The 24,278-nt window shown below is 48.0% G+C and carries 24 protein-coding genes and 1 tRNA gene; 14 read left to right on the forward strand and 11 right to left on the reverse strand.

Annotated features, from left to right (window positions below; translation table 11 throughout):
- Positions 1–107: 107 nt before the first annotated feature.
- Both lapB and ACTHUG_RS07790 read right to left on the reverse strand, forming a co-directional pair.
- Positions 108–1,277, reverse strand: coding sequence for a lipopolysaccharide assembly protein LapB (gene lapB / locus ACTHUG_RS07785; RefSeq protein ID WP_440385549.1), 1,170 nt, complete (start codon positions 1,275–1,277; stop codon positions 108–110).
- Between the two features lie 25 nt (positions 1,278–1,302).
- Positions 1,303–1,626, reverse strand: a complete 324-nt coding sequence (locus tag ACTHUG_RS07790; RefSeq protein ID WP_036490154.1) for a LapA family protein — start codon at positions 1,624–1,626, stop codon at positions 1,303–1,305.
- Between the two features lie 213 nt (positions 1,627–1,839).
- Between ACTHUG_RS07790 and ilvE the strand changes: the two genes are divergently transcribed.
- On the forward strand, positions 1,840–2,838 hold the full coding sequence (gene ilvE, locus ACTHUG_RS07795; protein ID WP_036493516.1) for a branched-chain-amino-acid transaminase: 999 nt from the start codon (positions 1,840–1,842) through the stop codon (positions 2,836–2,838).
- 1,074 nt (positions 2,839–3,912) lie between these two features.
- Entirely contained in the window at positions 3,913–6,153 is a 2,241-nt protein-coding gene (locus ACTHUG_RS07800) for a right-handed parallel beta-helix repeat-containing protein (protein WP_440385847.1), read from the forward strand.
- A 92-nt stretch (positions 6,154–6,245) separates the two neighbouring features.
- On the opposite strand, the gene metE is transcribed toward ACTHUG_RS07800, so the two are convergent.
- The 3 genes from metE to iscX form a co-directional block, all read right to left on the reverse strand.
- A complete protein-coding gene (gene metE, locus ACTHUG_RS07805; RefSeq protein ID WP_440385550.1) occupies positions 6,246–8,522 on the reverse strand; it encodes a 5-methyltetrahydropteroyltriglutamate--homocysteine S-methyltransferase in 2,277 nt (758 codons plus the stop codon).
- Between the two features lie 89 nt (positions 8,523–8,611).
- Positions 8,612–9,493: a methylenetetrahydrofolate reductase gene (gene metF / locus ACTHUG_RS07810; protein WP_003745556.1), complete on the reverse strand. Its 882-nt coding sequence runs from the start codon at positions 9,491–9,493 to the stop codon at positions 8,612–8,614.
- 168 nt (positions 9,494–9,661) lie between these two features.
- Positions 9,662–9,859 carry a Fe-S cluster assembly protein IscX gene (gene iscX / locus ACTHUG_RS07815; RefSeq protein WP_003682097.1) on the reverse strand — a complete coding sequence of 66 codons (198 nt, stop codon included), beginning with the start codon at positions 9,857–9,859 and terminating at the stop codon, positions 9,662–9,664.
- Positions 9,860–10,170: 311 nt separating this feature from the next.
- Here iscX and ACTHUG_RS07820 point away from each other — a divergent pair, with 311 nt between their 5' ends.
- Complete coding sequence (locus ACTHUG_RS07820; protein WP_440385551.1) at positions 10,171–10,791, forward strand: hypothetical protein; 621 nt, start codon at positions 10,171–10,173, stop codon at positions 10,789–10,791.
- A gap of 76 nt (positions 10,792–10,867) precedes the next feature.
- On the opposite strand, the gene fdx is transcribed toward ACTHUG_RS07820, so the two are convergent.
- The 3 genes from fdx to hscA all read right to left on the reverse strand — a co-directional run bounded on the left by fdx (position 10,868) and on the right by hscA (position 13,601).
- Positions 10,868–11,209, reverse strand: coding sequence for an ISC system 2Fe-2S type ferredoxin (fdx, locus tag ACTHUG_RS07825; protein WP_003745561.1), 342 nt, complete (start codon positions 11,207–11,209; stop codon positions 10,868–10,870).
- Between the two features lie 93 nt (positions 11,210–11,302).
- Entirely contained in the window at positions 11,303–11,665 is a 363-nt protein-coding gene (locus ACTHUG_RS07830; protein WP_440385552.1) for a TIGR02328 family protein, read from the reverse strand.
- Positions 11,666–11,741: 76 nt separating this feature from the next.
- Positions 11,742–13,601: a Fe-S protein assembly chaperone HscA gene (hscA, locus tag ACTHUG_RS07835; protein ID WP_440385553.1), complete on the reverse strand. Its 1,860-nt coding sequence runs from the start codon at positions 13,599–13,601 to the stop codon at positions 11,742–11,744.
- A 245-nt stretch (positions 13,602–13,846) separates the two neighbouring features.
- Between hscA and rpsF the strand changes: the two genes are divergently transcribed.
- The 5 genes from rpsF (at position 13,847) to mltB (ending at position 16,505) form a co-directional block, all read left to right on the forward strand.
- Entirely contained in the window at positions 13,847–14,218 is a 372-nt protein-coding gene (gene rpsF, locus ACTHUG_RS07840) for a 30S ribosomal protein S6 (protein ID WP_004519252.1), read from the forward strand.
- The gene (priB, locus tag ACTHUG_RS07845; protein ID WP_180947864.1) at positions 14,215–14,517 is read left to right on the forward strand and encodes a primosomal replication protein N; all 303 of its coding nucleotides are present in this window, start codon (positions 14,215–14,217) and stop codon (positions 14,515–14,517) included. The genes rpsF and priB overlap by 4 nt, the downstream gene beginning before the upstream one ends.
- Positions 14,518–14,523: 6 nt before the next feature.
- On the forward strand, positions 14,524–14,754 hold the full coding sequence (gene rpsR, locus ACTHUG_RS07850) for a 30S ribosomal protein S18 (RefSeq protein ID WP_003678863.1): 231 nt from the start codon (positions 14,524–14,526) through the stop codon (positions 14,752–14,754).
- A 16-nt stretch (positions 14,755–14,770) separates the two neighbouring features.
- Positions 14,771–15,223, forward strand: a complete 453-nt coding sequence (rplI, locus tag ACTHUG_RS07855; protein WP_036490126.1) for a 50S ribosomal protein L9 — start codon at positions 14,771–14,773, stop codon at positions 15,221–15,223.
- Between the two features lie 202 nt (positions 15,224–15,425).
- Positions 15,426–16,505, forward strand: coding sequence for a lytic murein transglycosylase B (gene mltB, locus ACTHUG_RS07860; RefSeq protein WP_070825675.1), 1,080 nt, complete (start codon positions 15,426–15,428; stop codon positions 16,503–16,505).
- 57 nt (positions 16,506–16,562) lie between these two features.
- On the opposite strand, the gene ACTHUG_RS07865 is transcribed toward mltB, so the two are convergent.
- Entirely contained in the window at positions 16,563–17,276 is a 714-nt protein-coding gene (locus ACTHUG_RS07865; RefSeq protein ID WP_314060270.1) for an aldose epimerase family protein, read from the reverse strand.
- Positions 17,277–17,475: 199 nt separating this feature from the next.
- On the opposite strand from ACTHUG_RS07865, the gene dnaX reads away from it, so the two are divergent.
- Both dnaX and ACTHUG_RS07875 read left to right on the forward strand, forming a co-directional pair.
- Positions 17,476–19,479, forward strand: coding sequence for a DNA polymerase III subunit gamma/tau (gene dnaX / locus ACTHUG_RS07870; RefSeq protein ID WP_440385554.1), 2,004 nt, complete (start codon positions 17,476–17,478; stop codon positions 19,477–19,479).
- Positions 19,480–19,569: 90 nt separating this feature from the next.
- On the forward strand, positions 19,570–19,905 hold the full coding sequence (locus ACTHUG_RS07875) for a YbaB/EbfC family nucleoid-associated protein (protein ID WP_440385555.1): 336 nt from the start codon (positions 19,570–19,572) through the stop codon (positions 19,903–19,905).
- Positions 19,906–20,053: 148 nt separating this feature from the next.
- On the opposite strand, the gene ACTHUG_RS07880 is transcribed toward ACTHUG_RS07875, so the two are convergent.
- Positions 20,054–20,129: transfer RNA gene (locus ACTHUG_RS07880), tRNA-Asn, on the reverse strand.
- A 138-nt stretch (positions 20,130–20,267) separates the two neighbouring features.
- Positions 20,268–20,759: a NemA protein gene (locus ACTHUG_RS07885; RefSeq protein ID WP_101755261.1), complete on the reverse strand. Its 492-nt coding sequence runs from the start codon at positions 20,757–20,759 to the stop codon at positions 20,268–20,270.
- Between the two features lie 180 nt (positions 20,760–20,939).
- Here ACTHUG_RS07885 and dapF point away from each other — a divergent pair, with 180 nt between their 5' ends.
- From dapF to ACTHUG_RS07905, 4 genes are all read left to right on the forward strand, one after another.
- Positions 20,940–21,791: a diaminopimelate epimerase gene (gene dapF, locus ACTHUG_RS07890; RefSeq protein ID WP_049330948.1), complete on the forward strand. Its 852-nt coding sequence runs from the start codon at positions 20,940–20,942 to the stop codon at positions 21,789–21,791.
- Positions 21,788–22,390, forward strand: a complete 603-nt coding sequence (locus tag ACTHUG_RS07895; RefSeq protein ID WP_440385556.1) for a hypothetical protein — start codon at positions 21,788–21,790, stop codon at positions 22,388–22,390. Before dapF ends, ACTHUG_RS07895 begins: the two co-directional genes overlap by 4 nt.
- A 106-nt stretch (positions 22,391–22,496) precedes the next feature.
- The gene (cysK, locus tag ACTHUG_RS07900) at positions 22,497–23,429 is read left to right on the forward strand and encodes a cysteine synthase A (protein ID WP_440385557.1); all 933 of its coding nucleotides are present in this window, start codon (positions 22,497–22,499) and stop codon (positions 23,427–23,429) included.
- A 155-nt stretch (positions 23,430–23,584) separates the two neighbouring features.
- Positions 23,585–24,085, forward strand: coding sequence for a membrane lipoprotein lipid attachment site-containing protein (locus ACTHUG_RS07905; protein WP_432757692.1), 501 nt, complete (start codon positions 23,585–23,587; stop codon positions 24,083–24,085).
- Positions 24,086–24,278: the final 193 nt, after the last annotated feature.

Raw genomic sequence — 24,278 nt, forward strand, 5'->3', positions numbered from 1 at the left:
AAATATTGCCGGTGTGTGAAGCCATGTTTTGAACCGCTTTGATATTTTGTAATAAAAAGGCCGTCTGAAAAGATTTCAGACGGCCTTTTTTAATGCTTAACGCTTTATCAAATCTCGATTTTATTCGGCGTAAAGGTTTGCCATTTATTGCAGGCTGGGCAGTGCCAGAAGAAGACTTGGGATTTGAAGTGGCAGTTGCGGCAGCGGTACATGACGCTTTTTTGCAGCTGGCGGCCGATAATGGAACGAATCATATCGGTATCGGCTTTCCACTCCGGATTCATACTGCTGAGTTTCAAACCAAGCAGGCGGTACACGCCGTTGAGGTCGGGTTTTTGGCGGACGAGTTCGACAGCGATTTGCGCCGCTTCAGTTTCGCCTTTGAGCAGCAGGGCTTTCTCGTAGATGACGTTGATCAGGTCAAGATCGGGAAAGGTTTGCATATAGCCGATGAGGCGGTTGAGGCCTTCTTCCTGTTTGCCTTGCGCGGCATAGGCTTCATAGAGTTTCTCGCCGACCATGCTCAAATAGGCGTGGTTTTGCTGCTCGATGGCGGAATACGCTTCCACGGCGGCAGGAAAGTTGCCCTGACGGTATTCGATGTCGCCGAGAATGATGTTGGCGCGCGTACATTTTTTGTTGGCTTCGAGCGCTTTGCCGATGTTGTAGCGGGCGGCGTCGAAGTTGGATTTAAACAGCGCGGCTTGGGCGATTTCGCAATAGAACTGGGCGATTTCAAACTGGTAGGTCTGTTCGTCATGGCTCAAGAGTTGCGCCATTTCGATGGCTTTTTCCCAGTCGCGGTCTTGTTGGTAAATACTCAAAAGGTGTTGGCGGGCTTCGCGTGCCATGTCGCCTTCCTGCAAACCGAGGAAGATTTGTTCGGCACGGTCCACCAAGCCTGCGCTTTGGTAGTTTTGCGCCAATTCAAAAAGCACGCGCGCGCGTTTTTCGTTGATGGTGTCGGGCGAATCGAGCAGGGCGCGGTGCATATTGATGGCTTTGTCGTTTTCGCCGCGTTGGCGGTAGAGCTTGCCTAAAGTCAGGTTCAAATCGTATGACTGCGGCTGTTGGTCGATGACTTCCGCCAATTCGCGCGCGGCGCGGCCGCTGTTGCGGTCAACGAGGGCGTCAAGGCTTTTGTAAAAGCCGGCCGGTATGCTTTTGGCCTGTTTTAGGACGGTCTTCATATCGACGCGTGCGGCAAACCAGCCCATGGCGAAGAAAACGGGGAGGAGGACGATGGGCAGTAAGATGACCCACAATTCGTTGTCCATGGTATTCCTTTATTGATTGGTGGCGTTACGCTTTGGGAGCGGTTTCGGAAGCCGTTGCCGGTGTTTCGGTTTTGACTGGGGTCAGGTCTTTTTCGGAAAGGTGGGCGTATTTTTTCACTTCGGCACGCAGGCGGTTGTTTTCGCTGCGCAGGGTCAGCAGACGGCCGAAGAGGGCAAACATACCGAACACGATGCCGATAATAAAGGCGCCGAAAAGCACGACAATCAGCGGCAGATTGACGTTTTGGCCGGGCAGGTAGAAGAAGGATACGGTGTGGGTATTGGTGATGGCCAGCAGGAGGAAAACAAGAAGAATCAGGATTTTGATGATGGTATAGATGAGTTTCATGGGTTGCTCCGGGTGGGCCGCGGTTGGGGCAGGCCGTCTGAAAAATGGTATCAGTTTAAACGATTTGCCGGATTTCGGATAGGACGGCATGTTTCAGACGGCATGGGAAGGGTATCTTTAATGCTGACGGGTACTTGTCAAACCCATATTGAAAGGCGTATTGTTCAGTCTTTAGTTATTATCTTACAAATCAGAATAAGAAAGGCAATCATCATGAGCAGACCAGTCCCAGCCGTATTCGGCAGCGTTTTCCACGCTGAAATGCCCGTTATCGCTTATCGTGAAGGTAAATGGCAACCGGTAGAATGGCAATCTTCCAAAGACCTGACACTTGCCCCCGGCGCACATGCGCTGCATTACGGCAGCGAATGTTTTGAAGGTTTGAAGGCATTTCGTCAGGCAAACGGCAAAATCGTGATGTTCCGCCCGACCGCCAACATCGCGCGTATGCAGCAAAGCGCAGATATTCTGCACCTGCCGCGTCCTGAAACGGAAGCTTATTTGAATGCTTTGATCGAATTGGTCAAACGCTCCGCCGAGGAAATCCCTGACGCACCTGCCGCTTTGTACCTGCGTCCGACTTTGATCGGTACCGACCCTGTGATCGGTAAAGCCGGTTCTCCTTCCGAAACAGCCTTGCTGTACATTTTGGCTTCTCCTGTCGGCGACTATTTCAAAGCCGGTTCGCCCGTTAAAATCTTGGTGGAAACCGAACACATCCGTTGCGCCCCGCACATGGGCCGCGTGAAATGCGGCGGCAACTACGCTTCCGCCATGCCTTGGGTATTGAAAGCCAAAGCAGAGCACGGTGCAAACCAAGTATTGTTCTGCCCGAATGGCGACGTTCAGGAAACCGGCGCGTCTAACTTTATCCTGATTAACGGCGATGAAATCATTACCAAACCGTTGACCGACGAATTCTTGCACGGCGTTACCCGCGATTCCGTACTGACTGTTGCTAAAGATTTGGGCTACACCGTTACCGAGCGCAACTTTACTGTCGATGAGCTGAAAACTGCGATTGAGAATGGTGCGGAAGCGATTCTGACCGGTACGGCTGCGGTTATTTCTCCGGTAACTTCTTTCGTGATTGACGGCAAAGAAATCGAAGTGAAGAGCCAAGAGCGCGGTTATGCAATCCGTAAGGCAATTACGGACATTCAATACGGTTTGACAGAAGACAAACACGGCTGGTTGGTCGAAGTTTGTTAAGTAGAACGCAGTGAATATAAAAGGCCGTCTGAAATATTTTTTCAGACGGCCTTTTTTTATTGGTTTTTTGATGGGGAAATCGATAATAAAATGCTAAATTTTTTAAACAAACGGTAGTATTTTTAGATAATCGGTATATAATGCACAGTCATGTTGTAAAAATACACATTGGAAATATCGAATTTTATTGATTTTTAGAAGAAGTTAAAAACAGTTATAGATATTTATTCTGTATATTTTGTAAATTTAGTTAAATAGGGAATGCTAAAAACATATCGTGTTAGAATTTCCCTCCTTTTTGGTTTCGCGGGATTCACTCTGTCAAGCCAAAAAGGAAAACGATGCAAGATAAAACCATTTTTATTTTGCTATAAAAATCAAAAATAACTTAACTTTGGATGAACTAATCAATTAAAAAGGGACTCTGATACATTTCCGTCAAAAATAACCGGACACATGGTACGCGGACAGATTGCCTATATAAAGTCATCCAAGGGTTCTGTCTGACACCATGGCCGTTTCCAATCAGAAAACCGGCAGAAGGGGAAACGCTGCCGAGTTTCTTAAAGCGGCCAACTTCAGTTTGGCCTTTATACAGGCAATTGTTGTTACGACAGAATCCGTCTTACCTCTTTAATCAATCGGCTTTTTTGTCGCACGCTTGTGCGGTAGGAAAGGCGATATTCGATACAAGGAAATACGCTGATTATGTCACATAAACTTGCTCCTCTTGGCCGTACCCACATTCGTCACGGCTCATCCACACCTGAAGCAAATTCCAAATCATCTTCTCCTCTAAAAGAATGGATACACACCCACAATTGGGGGGATATGCCGTCGGTTTCTCCTGAGCTTAAGCAATTAAGCGGTAAAAATACGGTAACGAGAGAAGTAGTGCATGTGGCGGAGGCAGCAAGATTCGACAGTTCTTCATCATCTTCAGACGGCCTTGTGACAAAAATGCATGTTGCACGGGCCAGCGTTGCTTCTGTAAGCAGCGTTTCCAGTAAACATACCATTGCGCCTAAAGTGGCGAGCAAACACGTTGTTTCAAAAGAACCGGTTAATCAATCGATGGAAAAAGTCCTGGCTGAAAGGCAAAAAGTTTACGAAGAAGCCAAAGCAAAAAAAATAGCCGAGGCTGCCGCGGCCAAAGCAAAGGCTGTCGAGCGCGCAAAAGAAGCGCATAAAGCGGCAGTCGAAAAAGCGGTTGCAGAGCGTAAAGCCAAACTCGAAGCCGCACGCAAAGAAAAAGAGGCGGAAGACAGAGTTGCCGAAGAAAAAGAAACCGTTGAGATTGTCCATAAAAAGAATCTGAAGGATTCAGACGGCCATGACAAAATAGCGGGCGTTTCTTCCGGTAAAAAAGCAATCAATAGCCACGACGGCCACCTCAGTTCAGGCAAAGCAAACAAAATTGACGACCATACCGAAGGCAGGGCAGGACTATCCGGAAAATACCGCGTGTATGAATCTAAAGAGTATGGTAATTACGTTCGTGTGAATGATTTTGGTGCCGATGCGCAGGGTAAAAAAGACAGCCTTCAGGCATTTAAAGCGGCTTTAGAGGCGGCGCACAAAGAAAAAGCCATGGTCTTCTTGGATGGTACTTACTATATTTCCAATCAGATTGTGATGGATAAAACCGTCTCCGGCGCGCGCGGCTTGTTTGGTTCTGGCATGGGCAAAACCAAAGTAACGTTTGATAAAGCACAAACAGGCGAATTCAATCCGGACACCAACCATGACGATATCCGCGAATTTGCCGGTATCTTGATCGATGGGCAAAACAATAAAACCATTGCCGATTTGTCGGTTCAATATACCAACCCTGATTTTTACCGCAAAGGCTTAAGCTATTTTGGCAAGGTAAACGGCATTTTGGTCAACGATGCGGACAATACTTTAATCAGCAAAGTTGAGGTTTCCGGTGCCAATCGTGCTGGTGTGATGTTTACCTCGACCGCTTCTTTGGAAACGGAAAAAGGCCATAAGCTGACCTTTAAAGAACGCGTGCAAAGCGGCGAAATTAATGAAACATACGAAGCGCTGCCTTTGGGTGAAAACAACCGTATTGTCGATTCGTATCTGCACCACAACCGCGTTGCCGGTGCGCTGATCGGTTTCCAACAAAACTTTATCGGCGAGGGCAACCGTTTGGATTGGAACGGCCACGAAGCGGATGGCGGGACAGGGTACGGTATAGCCGTGGCTGCCGGCAGCTACAATTACGGCATCACATACCGTAAAAACACGACCGACCATAACTACCGCAAGGGTTTGGATGTGCATGATGGTACAGGCATTGTCATTGAAAACAATGTGTTAACGGGTGACCGACTGTATGGTATTGTTGCCTACAACCGCCAGTTTTCTATGGATAAAGTCAAAATTACCGGCAATACCATTATTCAAGATCCGAGCTTCCGTTTGAATGTTGATGATGACTTGGGCAAGTACTACCACATGTATTCAGGTATTCAGGTGCAAACCAATACCCAATACAGAGATTTGCACTCAGCTGACAAAGGCTATTTTGATATCAGCGATAATGTCATTAAAAATCTGACGGTTTATCAAAATAATATTCAGACCTACGCGATTGAGTTCCGTAACCATGAAAGCAAAATGGATTACACGCTCAATATGGCAAACAACAAGATCAGCGGCGAATCCACTAAATATCTGATTGCCGTCATCAACGATACCTACGACCGCGTTTTATCTAAAAACGGCATGGGTAGCGGTACCATTACCATCAGCGGCAATGATGCCGATATCGGCAAGATTATGAAAGGCGCAGTACCGGTTTATGTGGAAGAACACCATGGCAATGTCGCTATGCATGGTGCGGTAACGATTCACAACAACAAAATTTCCGTGCGTGAAGAATCTGCCGGCTACGTCGAATTTGCTTATTTAAAGAGCAATGCCAAAGAGTACAACATCACCAATAACACATTGAAACTTGGCGGTGATTTGAATGATGCTTTGATAGACGTACACAGTACCAACCCTAAGGGTAAGGCATCTTTAAATGTGGCCAACAACAAAATCCTGACGGACATTAAAGGCAAGTTGTATGATTCATGGCTGCGCTTTGAGAATGACATCAACACGTATTCTGAAGGCAATAGCCATAACGGCGCGGCACTGAAAAAAGTGAATACGACCGGCAGTAAAGTGGCATTGAGCGATATTTTGTCAGAAGCCAACCATATTGTTGAAACGACTAAAGAGACTGTGTATCACCATACTCAGAACGTGTATACATCAGGAGTGGAAGAACATCATACAACGACAGGGATTTTGTAAGTTGTTGAAGCCGTAATTTTTATGTTTTAAACATTGATAAATAAAAAAAGGCCGTCTAAAAATTTTCAGACGGCCTTTTCATCTAACTCACATTATTTAGCCAGTTCGGCACGCAGTTTGTGGGTTACGTTCATCATCACTTGGAGTTGTTCCAGAGTTTCTTTCCAGCCACGGGTTTTCAGGCCACAGTCCGGGTTCACCCACAGACGTTCAACCGGTACAACCTCGATGGCTTTGCGCAATAGGTGCTCAACTTCAGCTTCAGTCGGTACACGTGGGCTGTGGATGTCGTAAACGCCCGGGCCGATGTCGTTCGGGTATTTGAATTCGCCGAACGCGGTCAAGAGTTCCATGTCGGAACGTGAAGTTTCGATGGTGATCACGTCAGCATCCATAGCGGCGATGGCCGGCAGGATGTCGTTGAACTCGGAGTAGCACATATGGGTGTGGATTTGAGTGCTGTCTTCGCAACCGGTAGAGGACAAGCGGAAAGATTCGCCGGCCCAGTTCAGGTAAGCATCCCAATCGGCACGTTTCAAAGGCAGACCTTCGCGGATGGCAGGTTCGTCAATTTGGATGACTTTGATGCCGGCTTTTTCCAGATCCAATACTTCGTCGTTCAGAGCCAGTGCGATTTGTTTGCACACGGTAGAGCGAGGAATATCGTTGCGGACGAAAGACCATTGCAGAATGGTTACAGGGCCGGTCAACATACCTTTCATCGGGCGTTTGGTCAGGCTTTGTGCGTAAGTAGACCAAGCCACGGTCATGGCTTCAGGACGGCTTACGTCACCGAAGATGATAGGTGGTTTAACGCAGCGTGAGCCGTAGCTTTGTACCCAGCCGTATTGAGTGAATGCAAAACCGCTCAACAATTCGCCGAAGTATTCGACCATGTCGTTACGCTCGGCTTCGCCGTGTACCAGTACGTCCAAGTCCAGTTTTTCTTGCTCTTCAACTACCAAGGCGATTTCTTTTTTCATCGCGGCTTCGTAATCGGCGGCAGACAGTTCGCCTTTTTTGAAGGCTGCGCGTGCTTGGCGGATTTCGGTAGTTTGTGGGAAAGAACCGATATTGGTCGTCGGCAGCAGAGGCAGGTTCAACCATGCTTGTTGCGCTTTGATACGGTCGGCAAATGGAGATTTGCGTTGGTCTGCGTTGGCAGGCAAATCGGCCAGGCGTTTGGCAACGTCTGCACGGTGGATTTCGCTGCTGTTGGCACGGGAGTCGGCGGCAGCTTGGCTGGCGGCCAGTTCTTCGGCAACAGAATCACGGCCTTCGTTCAATGCGGCTTTCAGAACGCGCAATTCTTGGGTTTTTTGCAGGGTGAATGCCAACCAAGAGTACAGGTCAGGTTTGTTGGCTTTCAGTTTTTCTTCAACTGACAAGTCAAATGGAGTGTGCAGCAGAGAGCAAGAGCTGGAAATCCACAAACGGTCGCCCAGTTTGGCTTGCAGAGGCTCGACAGTTTCCAAAACTTTGTTCAGGTTGGCGCGCCAAATATTGCGGCCGTCGATAACGCCGGCAGACAGAACTTTGTCGTAGTCGGCAAATGCGTCCAGTTGCTCAGGAGCGCGTACCAAGTCGATGTGCAGGCCGTCAACAGGCAGGGATTTCAACAACGCGGCGTGTTCGGCAACAGAACCGAAGTAAGTACTCAACAGGATTTTGGCGTTTACTTTGCTCAAAGTGGCGTAAACGTCTTTGTAGGCTTCTACCCATTCTTTTGGCAGGTCGACAGCCAAAGCAGGCTCGTCGATTTGAATCCATTCGGCACCGGCTTCAACCAAAGCGTTCAGGATTTCAACGTAAACAGGCAACAGTTTAGGCAACAGGCTCAGACGGTCGAATTCGACAGCGCCTTTTTCTTTACCTACCCACAGGAAAGTCAATGGGCCGACGATGGTCGGTTTGGATTTCAGGCCCAAAGCTTGGGCTTCTTGCAGTTGTTGAACGTAGTGTTTAGCGTTGGCTTTGAATTCGGTATCGGCGTGGAATTCAGGCACCAAGTAGTGGTAGTTGGTGTCGAACCATTTGGTCATTTCGATAGCGAATTGGTCTTTATTACCACGGGCCAGTTGGAAGAATTGTTCCAAAGACAGGTTTTGGCTGTCGAAGCCGAAGCGGGCAGGGATGGCACCGGTGGCAACTTGCAGGTCGAGGATGTGGTCGTAGAAAGTGAAATCGCCTACGGCAACGTAATCAGCGTTGGCAGCGGCTTGGTGTTTCCAGTTTTTCTCGCGCAAGTCTTTAGCAACAGCCAGCAATTCTTGCTCGCTGATTTCTTTGCGCCAGTATTTTTCTTGTGCGAATTTCAATTCGCGGAAGGCACCGACGCGCGGGAAGCCTGAAAAATGCAATGTTGTCATGTTAACTCTCCTGGTTGGAATTTTGAATCAGGCCGGTATGGCCTGAATGTTCGATATTGTAAATCAGAATGGGGAGGCCGTCTGTTTTATTAACGCGGACGCACGCCCAAAATATGGCAGATGGCGTAAGTCAGTTCGCTGCGGTTGAGGGTGTAGAAGTGGAAGTCTTTGACACCTTCGCGCGAGAGGACTTTGACCATGTCGATGGCGATGCTGGCGGCAACAAGGTTGCGCGTGCCTTGGTCGTCATCCAAACCTTCGTACATTTTAGACAGCCAGCTTGGGATTTTGACGTTGGTCACTTGAGCCATTTTGGTCAATTGTTTGAAATTGGTTACGGGCAGGATGCCGGGAACAATTTCAACGTCAATGCCCATCATCACGCAACGGTCGCGGAAGCGCAGATAGCTTTCCACGTCGAAGAAGAATTGGGTAATAACGTTGTTTGCACCCGCATCGATTTTGCGTTTCAGATTAATCAAGTCGGCTTGTGCGGATTTGGCTTCCGGGTGCACCTCTGGATAGGCCGCTACGGAAATATCAAAGTCGGCAACGGAGCGCAACAGTTTGACCAAATCTTCGGCATAGAAAGGTTTTTTCTCATAGCCGGGCGGCTCGTCGCCACGCAGGGCGACAATGCGGCGGATACCGCTGTCCCAATAATCTTTGGCGATTTGGCGCAACTCGTCAGGGCTGGCGTCGATACCGGTCAGGTGGGGGGCGGCGTCAAGGCCGGTTTCTTGTTTGATGCGTTTAACGATACTGTGTGTGCGGTCGCGTTCGCCGGAGTTTGCGCCGTAGGTTACGGAAACGAATTTCGGATGCAAGGTTTGCAGGCGATGGATGGAATCCCACAGCATGGTTTCCATTTGTTCGTTTTTCGGTGGGAAAAATTCGAACGAAACGTTGATGTCGCCTTTCAAATCAGAAAGGCTGTTGTTTAAAGCGGCGATTTCTCGAGCGTGATTCATGGTTATGCACCTTCTGCATATCTTTTATTTGTTGTCAGACTGCATAATAAATTTGAGGTTGGTATGAGTCAATTTCGAAATTTTCCGAAATTGTATGAATAGATTTAATAAAGACCTCAGGCCGTCTGAAAAACAGCCTGAGGTCTTGTTTGATGAAAAGGGAAAAGGTTATTCCGCTTCATCTATCCAGGCTTGTTGCACGGCTTCGAGAATGCGTTCGCCGCAACGCGCCGGATCATCGTCAAATTCAGGCAGTGCCATAATCAAATCACGCAGTTGGGTAAAACGCACGGTTTTCGGGTCGATGCTGTCGCCGTGTAAATCGTAGAGTTCTTCGGCGATGCGTTGAGTATCTGTCCATTTCATGATGTGTTCCTTTATTGGGTTTCGACTATTGCCAATTATTTTAATCAAGAAGAAGTCGGACTGCCAGATTGTTTTACGGAAGAAGGGCAGATAAATGATGACGCTATTTTTTAACAAAATAGCATAGTTGCGTTAAAATACGGCAAGACACTTAAAATTCACGGCATATTCCCTTTGAATCTACCGTTTTATACTTTCTATTCCGTTTTGAATGATTTGGTTTCCATGCAAAATTTACATTTCGCTATGCAACCAAATTTTTTGGAACGGCTCTTAAGACAATCCATCGCTTAAAAATAAAAGGAAAAAAGATGAATAACGCACTCAACGCCAAGCTGTCCAAACTGATTTACGCGCTTGCTTCCGATGATCCGGAATATCTGTCCAAAGCAGGTGCATTTGACCGTTTGCTGTTGTTGGTTCGCGAATTTTATCGGATGCTGGACGAAACAGAAGGTTTGAAACAGCTGGTGTTCCGTCTGTATTACGGCAAACATTATGGCTTGATTAAACTGGATGCTGCTTCACCCAATGACGATGCAGGCGCATTGAGGTTGAAACGTTGGATGGTTTATTCGCGCATCGCCGAGCGTATCGAAAATTGCAGCAAGCATTTGTCGGTCGTGCTTGAAGATGCAGTGTTGGAAAATGGCGCGGACAAATCGCGTTATATAGATGAAGCCAATGCCATTATCGAGCGTTTCGGTTTGGTAAGGGATGAGGCAGCACTTTCGGCGATTGAGGCAGAGGAAGCTTTGAAGGCTGAGGCTGAACTGCCGACAGTCAACAAATCTCAGAACGCTGCTCCCCGTTATAATGGCAATCTGCATCAAATCAGAATGCAAGAGAAAATTGAAAATTACTCCGCTACACAGAAAGTGGCTTCCATGCAAATTTCGCGTATGCGTTTTATTTTTCCCCATATCAAATAGGTTGCCGCATAAGCAACAGGCCGTCTGAAAACCATGAATTTGTGGTTTCAGACGGCCTTTTTCATTAATCCTTGTTTTAATGGTCTTCACGCGCGTGGTTGATCGTATATTTGGGAATTTCTACGACCAAATCTTCATCGGCAACAACTGCCTGACAGCTCAAGCGTGAATCGGCTTCCAAGCCCCATGCCTGGTCGAGCAGGTCTTCTTCCAGTTCGCTCGGTTCTTCCAAGCTGTCAAAACCTTTGCGGATGATGACGTGACAGGTTGTGCAGGCACAGGATTTTTCACAGGCGTGATCGACTTCGATGTCGTGGTCGAGCAGTACGTCAAGGACGGTTTGACCTTCCGGTGCGTCTTCGATAACCGCGCCTTCGGGGCATAATGTCGCGTGTGGGAGTACGGTAATTTTTGGCATTTTTATTGTCTCAGTTGTTTAAGAGTGGTTGTGGTTCAAAGTGGTTTCAGACGGCCTTGGGTATTCAATATTCAGACCGTCTGAAAAATGGGTTTATAACATGATGCCTTTACTTTTTAAATTTTCCAGGCATTCGTCCAAGTAGGCATCATCATGTTCGGCATAAATCGGCGAAGTAGCTGTTTCAGCCGCGTGCGAATGGTATGGGGCAATGGCTTTGCCGCGATATAGCGGGTCTTTCCATAAGGCATCGGGTTTGTAACCGCGCTTTTCCATCTCTTCCATAATCAACGCGTGATACAGATAGAGTTTGTAGGGTGAATGGGTAAAAACGTAATTAACCGTCGCATGCGGCCTACCCCAACCTGCTCCGCGTAAAGCGGCGCATTCGCGGTGTTGCCCCAAAAGCTGGGCGCGGGGGAGTAGGGGGATAAGGGTTTGGTGCCAGAGTCGCATAGAAGTAATCAGGTCGTTTGGGATATTAGATTTTCAGACGGCCTTTTGATTCAAGGCCGTCTGAAACCATTTGCCGTCAAATATTATCAACGCTTTGACCTGTCAGTGCACGTTGGATATTGCGGTTCATGCGCTTGGCGGCGAAGTTGTCGGTGCTGTGGCTGAGTTTGGCGACGGCGGCGCGGATGTCTTCGGCTTTACCGTCTTTCAGACGGCCTTGCAAAGCAGCGATGTCTTGCTGAATTTGTTGCAATTCTTCGGTATCCAGCAAATCGCTATCCAACTCAAGGGCAGCGTTGACGGCATCGGTCAGGCTTTCGGCTTCGACTACGGCTTCGGCACGTGCGCGTGTGGCCATGTCTTCGGCGGCGTTGTTCATGCTGTCTTTGAGCATTTGGGTGATGGTGCTGTCGTCTAAACCGTAGGAAGGCTTGACTTCGATTTGCGCCTGTACGCCGGTGCTTTGTTCTTGTGCGGAAACAGACAGCAAACCGTCGGCGTCAACTTGGAAGGTAACGCGGATACGCGCTGCGCCTGCTGCCATCGGCGGAATGCCGCGCAGGGTAAATTTGGCCAGGCTGCGGCAGTCGGAAACGAGTTCACGCTCGCCTTGTACGACGTGTATCGTCATGGCAGTCTGACCGTCTTTGAATGTGGTGAAGTCCTGCGCGCGCGCGGTAGGAATGGTGGAATTGCGCGGGATGATTTTTTCGGCAAGGCCGCCGTAGGTCTCCAGGCCGAGTGATAAAGGTGTCACGTCCAGCAGCAGCCATTCGCCGTCGTTTTTGTTGCCGGCAAGGACGTTTGCCTGTATGGCGGCGCCGAGTGCAACCACTTCGTCTGGGTTGAGGTTGTTCAACGGAGTTTGTCCAAAGAAGGTGGCGACCGCTTGTTGAACATGCAACATGCGGGTCGAACCGCCGACCATAATCACGCCTTTAATGTCGGCTTTGGTCACGCCTGCGTCTTTCAGTGCTTGTTTGACCGGCTCTATGGTTTTTTGCACCAGATTTTGGGTCAGATTGTGAAACTCTTGGCGGGTAATAACAGTATGGACTTTATGGCCGTCTGAAAGTGTGGTTTCGATGACGGCTTCGGTTTGAGTGGTCAGTTTTTCTTTGGCAGTACGGACAAGGGAAAGCAGAAGCTGGCTGTCTTGTTCGTTGAGTTTGGAAAGGTCGTTTTGTTCGAGTAGGTGGCAGAACAAACGATGGTCGAAGTCGTCGCCGCCCAATGCGCTGTTGCCACCGGTAGCTTTGACTTCAAACAGGCCTTTAGTCAGTTGTAATACGGATACGTCGAACGTACCGCCGCCCAAGTCGTAAACGACAAACGTGCCTTCTGAGGCGTTGTCCAGCCCGTAGGCGATTGCGGCGGCGGTCGGCTCGTTGAGGAGGCGCAAGACATTCAAGCCTGCCAAACGCGCGGCATCTTTGGTGGCTTGACGTTGAGCATCGTCGAAATAGGCAGGAACGGTAATGACGGCGCCAACCAAATCGCCGCCCAATGTTTCTTCGGCGCGCAATTTGAGGGCTTTGAGGATTTCTGCCGATACTTCGATAGGCGTTTTCGCACCTTGACGGGTGTTTAATTCGACCACGCGCTCATTGGGGGTAAATTGATAGGGCAGGTATTGCGCGTCTTGTGTAAGGTCGGTAAGGGTGCGGCCGATCAGGCGTTTGGCGGAGCTGACCGTATTCAGAGGATCAGTTTTTTGTGCGGAAAGGGCGTTTTTGCCGACTTCGACTCCGCCATCCAAATAGCGGACAACCGAAGGCAGGGTGGTGCGGCCGTCTGAATCGGGCAGACAGACTGCGCTGCCGCTGCGTACGGTGGCCACCAAGCTGTTGGTTGTGCCTAAATCAATGCCTACGGCGAGGCGGTGTTGATGGGGGGCGGCGGACATGCCGGGTTCGGAAATCTGCAAAAGAGCCATGATTGTGTGCCTTCTGATGCTGTATTTATTAGGATGGAGCAGATTTTAGCAGATTTTTGGCAGATAGTTGAGTGGTTTGCTAGGAAATAACCCTAAGGCCTAATGTTGTTTTTTAATTGAAAAGAAAGTGGATTTTGAATCCGGACTTGTATTTTTTAAGAAATGCGGATAAAATTCAGCCTCTTTGCCTTGCCTTTTACTTCGCATGGTGAAAGGCTGTTTTTAATCATCCATAAGGAGATAACATGCGTCATTACGAGATCGTGTTTATCGTTCATCCTGATCAAAGCGAGCAAGTGCCTGCTATGGTTGAGCGTTACAAAACCATGATTACTGAAGCCAACGGTAAAATCCACCGTTTGGAAGACTGGGGCCGTCGTCAATTGGCTTACCCAATCAACAAAATCCACAAAGCACACTATGTTTTGATGAATATCGAAACTACTCCTGAAGTGGTTGAAGAGTTGGAAACTGCTTTCCGCTTCAATGATGCCGTACTGCGTCACCTGACCATCAAAACAAAACACGCTGTAACTGAAGCTTCCCCAATGCTGGGCGGCGAAAAAGCAAAAAACTTGCTGAACGGTGCGGCTGAAGAAGTTGCAGCAGCCGAATAAGATTGAACAATCTGATTAAGCTTACCGCCCGTATCTTACAGGTTCAGCCTTTGAGATATACGCCGGCAGGAATTCCTGTTTTAGATATTGTGTTGCAACATGAATCTTGGCAGGAAGAAAACGGACAGAAATGTCTGGTCAAATTTGAAATTCCCGCGCGGATTTTAGGTAAGCAGGCTGAGGAATGGCAGTATCGGCAAGATGCCGTCATCGAGTCGGAAGGTTTTTTGGCGCAACGCAGCCAACGCTTCCCCAAACCGGTACTACGCATACAGAACATTAAAGAATATAAAGGTTAAACGACAATGGCTCGTCAATCATTCAAACGTAGAAAATTCTGCCGCTTTACGGCTGAAAAAATCCAAGAAGTTGATTACAAACAAGTTGATTTGTTGAAAGACTTCATCTCTGAAAACGGCAAAATCATCCCTGCCCGCATTACTGGTACTAAAGCACACTACCAACGTCAGTTGGCTACTGCTGTGAAACGTGCCCGTTTCCTGGCTCTGTTGCCTTACACCGATCAACACAAATAATTTTGGAGTTTAAATCATGCAAATTATTCTGTTAGAAAAAATCGGCGGTCTGGGTAACTTGGGTGATATCGTTACCGTTAAAAACGGTTACGCACGCAACTTCCTGATCCCTGCCGGTAAAGCAAAACGTGCAACCGAAGCCAACATGAAAGAATTCGAAGCACGTCGCGCTGAATTGGAAGCCAAACAAGCTGAAATCTTGGCGGATGCTAAAGCCCGTCAAGAAAAACTGGAAGGCCAAACCATTACTGTTGCTCAAAAAGCCGGTGTTGATGGTCGTCTGTTCGGTTCTGTTACCAATGCTGACATCGCTGAAGCGATTGTTGCGACCGGTATCCAAGCTGCTAAAGCAAACGTACGCCTGCCTAACGGTCCTTTGAAAGCTGTTGGCGAATACGAAGTTGAAGTGGCTCTGCACACTGACGCTGTTGCTAAAATTACCGTTGCTGTTGTTGCAGCCGCTGAGTAATTGATTCATTCAAGGCCGTCTGAAAATCAAGGGTTTCCTTGAATTTCAGACGGCCTTGTTTATCTGCTTGAGCTGAAGTAAGTAAATATCGATTTGTCTATATTTTTTAAGTCTATCTGGAAATATAGCAGAAGGGATGATGTATTGGCCGAATATTCATTCGTGTTCGGGTTTGTCGTATTATTTAGTAAAGAGATTATTTATGAATAAAATCAAAATCTTTGGGATAGGTCTGACTGCTTTGGCTTTAGCTTCATGCGGCACTCCGCAAAAGCCTGCTGTTGATACGGCAAAACCTGTCGAGCCTGTTTCCTCTGCAAAACGCCCTGTATTTGATGCAGCGGCTGAATCTGTTGCCAGCAGCGGTTTTAATGAAAACGTCAATGTTCAGCAGTTTATCCAATATGAAGTGAAAAACCGCCGTTTCAGTGCAGAAGAATTGCGTAACTTCTTCAATGGCGTGGTGTATAAAGGCAATATTATTACCATTATGTACCGCCCAAGCACTTCGCGTCCTTGGTATGAATTCCGTACCGGTAACTCCGGTGCAGCCAAATTTAACGGCGGCAGACAATTCTATGCGGCAAACCGTGCCGTAATTGATGATGTGGCACGCAAATACGGCGTACCTGCCGAATTGATTGTGGCGATTCTCGGTATCGAAACCAATTATGGCAAAAATACGGGCAGCTTCCGCGTTGCCGATGCTTTGAGTACATTGGCCTTTGATTATCCACGCCGTGCCGAATTTTTCCAAAACGAATTGAGCGAACTTTTGCTGATGGCAAAAGAAGAAAAAGAAAATATCTTTGACTTTAAAGGCAGCTATGCCGGCGCGATGGGTATGCCGCAATTTATGCCTTCCAGCTACCGTAAATGGGCGGTGGACTATGATGGTGACGGGCATCGCGATATTTGGAATAATGTCGGCGATGTGGCGGCTTCTGTCGCCAATTATATGAAACAGCATGGCTGGCAGACTGGCGGTAAGATGGTTGTGCCGGTCAGTCTGACGATTACGCCGCACTTGCAGGCGATTATCGATGAGAAAACTGCTTTGACACGCACTGTCGCAGATTTCAAAGCCTTGGGTGTCGTGCCTCAAGCTGCTGTTGCCGATAATGAAAAAGCTGTGTTGTATGCTTTGGAAACCAGCCCTGGCGTATTTGAATACTATTTGGGCCTGAATAACTTCTACACTGTATGGCAATACAACCACAGCCGTATGTATGTAACAGCGGTACGCGATATTGCGAATGCAATCAATAACAATGGCCTGTAAGCCATAAGAAAACCACCCTTCGGGGTGGTTTTTAGATATTGAGGATTTGTAAGGGGGTTAAGCCATCAATCTGATTTTCATGGCGTAACGTTTTTTACTGTGCCCTGAAACAAATTGTCCGCCTCGGGCAGGGGATAAAAACGCATTGCCTTCTGCGGTTGGCTCTGCACAAGTATATTGGCCGTTTCGATCGCTCCAGAGTGCGTACACAGGCAGATTGTGGGTACGGATATCCAGTTTTAAGCCGTCAAATGCAACGTGTGCATCCTGGTCGGAAGAAACAAATTCGGTATGGGAGATATAGTCGGCATCGTATGGCGCGCCGTTGAAATCAAATTGTGTACCTGCGGCGGTAAAGTAGGGGTGGAATCCTGGAGAAGTGCGGACGGGTGATTCGCCGTAATTGCAGACGGTTAGGATGGCGATGGCTTCATTTTCGTTAGGCAGGCTGTAATCGAGCAACCATTCGACGTGTTCGTAGCCTTTTTCTGTGCTGATTAATTTCAAGCCGATATCTGATTCATTTTGATGGCGGATTTCCCAGTCTGATGTTCTGCCGAAACCATGTTGGGCCAGATAATTTTTGCTGTCAGGTCCGAATTGGGGTAAGCAGACGTGCATACCGCCGCGTAATTTTGTGTCATCGCCGACTTGAACGCTGGTTTTCGGAAATAAGACTTCCCGTCCTTTTAGAATCAGGGAATCAATATATCCGCCCATTGTATTGACTTGCATAGTGGCTGATTGGTTGCGTAGTATGATTTCAGGCATAATGATTTGAGTTTCAAATTGTTTATCATTTGTGTAGTATTCTAACATTGATGACATGCTGTCGCCGTCGGCTTGATAGAAAATCCTTAATAAAAATCAAAAAAATGCTAGAATATATGCCATTTTCTGAGGCCGTCTGAAAAGCAGCAGATCATTCTTTTCAGATGGCCTTCCGATTTATTTCCCGTAGAGAAACAACATGGCTTATCAAGTTCTTGCACGAAAATGGCGCCCGAAAACCTTTGCCGATTTGGTCGGACAGGAACATGTCGTCAAAGCCCTGCGCAACGCGCTGGACGAAGGCCGTCTGCACCATGCCTATCTGCTGACAGGGACACGCGGTGTGGGTAAGACCACGATTGCCAGGATTTTGGCCAAGAGCTTGAACTGCGAAAATGCCGTGCATGGCGAACCATGCGGTCAGTGTGACAGCTGTACGCAAATCGACAGCGGCCGTTATGTGGATCTATTGGAAATCGACGCGGCATCGAATACCGGTATCGACAATATCCGCGAAGTGTTGGAAAACGCGCAATACGCGCCGACTGCGGGTAAATACAAAGTCTATATCATCGACGAAGTGCATATGCTTTCCAAAAGCGCGTTCAATGCCATGCTGAAAACTTTGGAAGAGCCGCCTGAACACGTTAAATTCATTTTGGCGACCACCGATCCGCATAAAGTCCCCATTACCGTATTGAGCCGCTGTTTGCAGTTTGTTTTGCGTAACATGACAACCCAGCAGGTTGCCGAGCATTTGGCACATGTCTTGGACCGTGAAAACGTTCCTTATCAGCCGCAGGCTTTGCAGCTTTTAGGACGTGCCGCCGCCGGTTCGATGCGCGATGCGCTGAGCCTTTTGGATCAGGCGATTGCTATGGGTTCGGGTAAAGTGGCCGAACAAGATGTCCGCCAGATGATCGGAGCGGTCGATAAACAATACTTGTTTGAATTGCTTGAAGGAATCATCAATCAAAACGGCGAGGCCTTGCTGGAAAAGGCTCAGGAAATGTCCGCAAGAGCGATTGGTTTTGACAGCGCATTGGCAGAATTGGCCATGCTGTTGCAACGTTTGGCTTTGATTCAAACCATTCCTTCCGCCTTGGCAAATGACGACCCTGAGCGTGAAACTTTGCTGCGATTAAGTCAGGCTTTGAGTGGCGAGCAGATTCAGCTTTATTATCAATGTGCTATTCATGGCAAACAGGATTTACCGCTGGCTCCGGACGAGTATGCCGGTTTTGTCATGACGCTTTTGCGCATGCTCGCATTTGCGCCGTTGGCCGCTTCCGGTTGCGATACACAAAGTCAGATTGAACATACGGATTTGCATTCCGACCATCAGAAAGCTGAGGCCGAAAAAAAGCCTTTTCAGCTGCCGAAATCTGAGCCGATAGCAGCAACGGCGGTTGAGAAAGAGGCTGCTTCTGCCAAACAGGATGCCGTTGAAAGGCCGTCTGAAGAAACCGTTCAGCCTGTTCTGCAACAACAGGCGGATGTACCGCCTTGGGAGGAAATGCCGAGCCAAGTATCGGCTGAGCCGCCTAAAACACAAACGGTGCAGATGCAAGAAGCGGAGGCGCCATTGCCTGTTGCAAAAGTTCAGACGGCCCCTGAGCCGGAAGAATATCCGCACATGGATGAGGAAATTCCACCTCCGTATTTTGATGAAGCATATGCATTTGAAGATTCACATCGTGCTGATGTGATGGAAGTACCGCAGCCGGCTGTGTCTGCTGAGCCTGAAGAAGAGGAGGGAGATGAAGAAGAGCTTCAGTTCGCTCCTTTGCCTGAGTTTAAAACTGAGAATTGGCACAGCATTATCGAACGTTTCGCCCGTAAATTAGGTGCGGCGCAGATGTTGGCACAAAATGCGGCATGGACGAGTTATGATGCGGAAGCAGGATTAATCATGCTGTCGTTGACGGATGAGGCCAAAGCCACTGCCAATAAAGAGCGCTTGGATAAAATCTGCCAGACGTTGAGCGAGGCATACCATCTTGGCAATTTAAGGCTGCAAACCGAGCCTTGGCAGGATGATAAAGGCTGGGAAACGCCGGTTATGCGCCGCAAACGTATTCAAGAAGAAGGGCGGCAGCAGGCGCAAGATTTGCTGGAAGCGGATACAACGGCGCAGAAAATCTTGCAAACCTTTGAAGCGCAATGGCTGCCGGATTCTTTAGAATTGGCAGGACATTCTTAAAATACTGATATACAAGGCCGTCTGAAAGGTAAGAGCGTTTTTCAGACGGCATGAGTGAACCCATTTATTTCAAACCCATAGGAGTAAAATATGTTCGGAAAAGCCGGATTAGGCGGCCTGATGAAACAGGCTCAACAAATGCAGGAAAACATGAAAAAGGCACAAGCCAAGCTGGCTGAAACCGAAGTTGAAGGCGAAGCAGGCAATGGTTTGGTAAAAGTTGTGATGACGTGTTCGCACGTTGTCCGCAAACTTGAAATCAGCCCTGATTTGATTCAAGAAGCCGCTGACGACAAAGAAATATTGGAAGATTTGGTATTGGCCGCTATCAATGCCGCTTCTGAAAAAGCCGAAGAAACCACCAACAAAACCATGGGTGCATTCACCCAAGGCCTGCCTGCAGGTATGGGCGATTTCTTCCGTTGATTTAAAAATAAATAAAAGGCCGTCTGAAGCCAGATTTGGGTTTCAGACGGCCTTTTTTATTATGAGGATTCAGGGCTTTCTTTGGGGAAGAACAATCGTTCTTTATTGATGTAAAAAAGCCTGAACAGAAGTTCAGGCTTTTAAAATTTGGCTCCCCGACCTGGGCTCGAACCAGGGACCTGCGGATTAACAGTCCGTCGCTCTACCGACTGAGCTATCGGGGAATGGGGCGTATTATAATGGCTGGAAAAAATGTGTCAATCCATATTTTCAAGAAAATGGTGCAAAATATTTCAAATGTTTGAATGTTAAAAATATTTTGTAATCAAGTTTCACAGGCTTCCAGCCGTTTCAGACGGCTTTTAGTATTTGGCGTTAACCAATTTGCCGTTTTGGAATACTTGTTGCTGCATCACGGTGCCGTTGTAGGCGTAAGTGGTCAGCGAGCCGTTGCTTGGCGTGGCGCGGAACTGCATCAGCTGGTTGCGGCTGAGGACGTAGGGGTCCGTGCGTTTTTGGCTGTTGTCGCTGTAAAAGTCTTGGACGACATATTCGTTGTTGCGTTTGCTGATCAGTTGGCGATGGAAGCCTCCTTTGACTGCGCTGTTGCTGGGTGTGCCGTGTGCATCAAAATAGGTCACGATTTGTTCTTCTGAGATACGGATGCCGTCTGAATCTGTGCCTTTGGTGGTTTTGGTTTTGTCCAAGCCGACAGGGATGTTGATGGATGTGCCCAGGCCGACATGGCGGCCAATGCCGGTACCGACACCTAAGCCGACGGAAACACCTGGCGTGCCGACTGTACATGCGCTGAGTGAAGCGGCCAAAAGGACGGGTAAGAGAACTTTTTTCATAATGTGTATCCTTGTAATAAGAAATGTTTGTAATGTTGGAAGTATAGTATTTTTGCGGGGTGGCTGGTGTTAGTATTGGTAAAAGGGCGCAAGGCCGTCTGAAAAACAAGATAGAAACGGATATATCATTCTGGTGTAGAATGTGCCGGAATAATGATTTAATAAGAATGTGAATGAATAATGAAAACTTTAAAATTTACGAAGATGCACGGCTTGGGCAATGATTTTATGGTGGTCAATGCCATCGAGCAGGACTTTGATCCGTTGGCTGCGCCGCTTGCCCAATGGGCAGACCGCTATCGCGGCGTGGGATTTGATCAGTTTTTGGTGGTGGAGAAGCCTTCTTCTGATGCGGTCGATTTTCGGTATCGTATTTTCAATGCGGATGGTCGGGAAGTAGAGCAGTGCGGCAATGGTGCGCGTTGTTTTGCGCGTTTTGTCGCGGATAAGGGTTTGACGGATAAAACGGAAATTTTGGTCGAAACGGCCAAAGGAATTATTGTGCCGAAGCTGTTGGATAACGGTTTGGTTACCGTCAATATGGGTAAACCGCGTTTCATGCCGTCTGAAATTCCGTTTGTGCCTGCGCATGGTGAAACGGAAGATGCGCTGACACATATTGTCTTGGTCGGTTTGGAATCTGTGCCGGTAAGCTGTGTGAATATGGGTAATCCTCATGCGGTAATTTTGGTTGATGATGTTGAGGCTGCACCGGTGGAGCATTGGGGCAGTGCCATTGAATCGCACGAGCAGTTTCCTGAACGGGTCAATGTCGGCTTTATGCAGATTGAAGATGAGTTGTCCGTCCGGTTGCGTGTGTTTGAGCGCGGGGTGGGGGAAACTCAGGCTTGCGGTACTGGAGCGTGTGCGGCCGTGGTGGCCGGCGTGCGCAATGGCCTGCTGAAAGCGGGTGCGCCTGTGCGTGTTACTCTGCCTGGGGGCGAACTGTTTATCAGTTGGGAAGAAGGGGGTGATGTGCAAATGACCGGCCCTGCTGAAACCGTTTTCGAAGGCGAGTTGCAGTATTCATGATGGTTTCTTTGGATTTTTGGTTTGCCATTGCGTATGCTGCGGTATCGTTGGCGTTTATTTTTCGTGCGCAGCGGTTTCAATGGTTTTGGGCTGCGGTGCTGTTGTGGCTGGGGATTTCGGCACTGGGCGCGCGCCTGTTGCCCGGAATGTGGGGCTTTACGCATACAGGCCCTTTGTTCATCCCTCATTTTTACCTGACCGTCGCCAGTGTTTTTTTCTTTATTGACGATTGCAGTAAAACGGAAGACAGAAAGTTTTGGTCGGCAGGTGAATATGCCGGTTTGACCTTATTTGCCGTTTCCAATGTCGTCATGACTTTGGCTTTTGTTTTCCTGGCTGTCGCGGTTTATTTCATCTTGCCGCTGGCAGGCTCGGTTTTTGCATGGGCGGCCTTGCTGAAAATTTATGCTTTGAAACCCATTTATTGGTTTGCATTGCAGGGCGTCCTGATGCTGGTGTTTTATCTGCACAGAGTGGTTGTTTGCAAGCAGTCTGCCTCTCTTTTCAGTATGCGGCAGATGTGGGCAGGCTGGACGGTTGCCGTCGTGATGCAGGCTGTGGTTGCCGTTGCATTGATTTTTGAGCGCAGTGGATATTGACCGCGCTTGAACCAAAAGTTATAAAGAAAGAAATTTTCGATATTGGTTTTTCAGACGGCCTGAGTTTAATATGCAGGCTGTATTACATCTAAATCAGGAGCAGGAAATGAAAATTGCAAATAATATTACCGAGCTGATCGGCAACACACCTCTGGTGAAACTGAACCGCCTGACCGAAGGTTTAAAAGCGCAAATTGCCGTTAAACTTGAATTCTTTAATCCGGGCAGCAGCGTGAAAGACCGTATTGCCGAATCTATGATTGAAGCGGCCGAGCAAGCCGGTAAAATCAATAAAGATACCGTTATCGTTGAGGCGACCAGCGGCAATACCGGTATCGGTTTGGCCATGGTGTGCGCGGCCCGGGGTTATAAATTGGCTATCACCATGCCTGAAAGCATGAGTAAAGAACGCAAAATGCTGCTGCGTGCGTTTGGTGCAGAATTGATTCTGACCCCTGCTGCCGAAGGCATGGCAGGCGCTATCGCCAAAGCCCAATCTTTAGTGGACGAACATCCAGATACTTACTTTATGCCGCGCCAATTTGATAACGAGGCCAATCCTGAAGTTCACCGCAAAACCACTGCCGAAGAAATTTGGCGCGATACAGACGGTAAAGTGGATATTTTCGTGGCCGGTGTGGGTACGGGCGGTACGATTACCGGCGTGGGCGAAGTGTTGAAAAAATACAAACCCGAAGTTCAAATCGTGGCTGTCGAGCCTGAAGCTTCCCCAGTATTGAGTGGCGGCGAAAAAGGCCCTCATCCGATTCAAGGTTTGGGCGCAGGCTTTATCCCCAGCGTTTTGAATACGACTGTTTACGACAGCATTGTCAAAGTGCCTAACGACGCAGCATTTGAAACCGCGCGCGCTATGGCTGAGAAAGAGGGTATTTTGGTAGGTATTTCTTCCGGTGCTGCGGTATGGAGCGCATTGCAACTGGCTAAAAAACCTGAAAACGAAGGCAAGCTGATCGTTGTCTTGTTGCCATCATATGGCGAACGCTATCTTTCTACGCCGCTTTTTGCCGATTTGGCATAAATATAGGATTGTGGTTAAAAGGCCGTTTTCAGACGGCCTTTTTTGCGTATGGGCTTGAGATATCGTATGAAATCTGTTGTAATTCAGTTAATGAGCTTTGAATACCGTTATTCAAAAGTTGGTTTCTTCAACGAATCATGCTTATAATGCGCATTATGAAAAAATACATTCTTCCTATCCTTGCTGTGGTGGCACTTGCCGGTTGTGAATCGATTTATGTTCCGACTTTGAAAGAAGTGCCAGTTCGACCAACCAACGTCAAAAAACCTAAGGCTGATTCACAAGTTTCAGCTACCGGTTATCATTTGGCTCCTTCGCATTGGGCAGATGTTTCCAAGATTCATGATGAAGCACGTCGCTTGAGTACCCAAGTGAGCCAAGGTAGTCTGACCAAAGTTCAGGCTGCCCAATATTTGAACCGCTTCCGAATCCAACAAGTGGGACGCAACTCTGTCGATGACAGTATGTACGAAGTTTATCTGCGTTCTGCCGTTGACAGCCAACGTGGTGAAATTACTACCGAGCAATCCAAACAGTACATCCAAGGTGCTTTGCGCGGTTGGCAACAACGCTGGAAAAACATGGATACTAAGCCAAGCAATCCTGCGTTTACCAACTTCTTGATGGAAGTTATGGGTATGCAGCCTTTGAAATAAAAAAGTCATAAACCGAGAAGGCCGTCTGAATATTCAGACGGCCTTCTTTTTGCATTTTATATCGGTATTACAGACTTAATCTGATTTTATTTTTAGCTTATTATTTAGAGTGGAAGCTGAAGTAGAAACATAGAAGAGGAATGAGGGTTTCACTTGAAGAAGAGATGAATATTATTCGCTGATAGAGCATTTT

It is taken from the genome of Neisseria sp. P0022.S009, from assembly GCF_051956675.1.
In the GTDB taxonomy this organism is placed as follows: domain Bacteria; phylum Pseudomonadota; class Gammaproteobacteria; order Burkholderiales; family Neisseriaceae; genus Neisseria.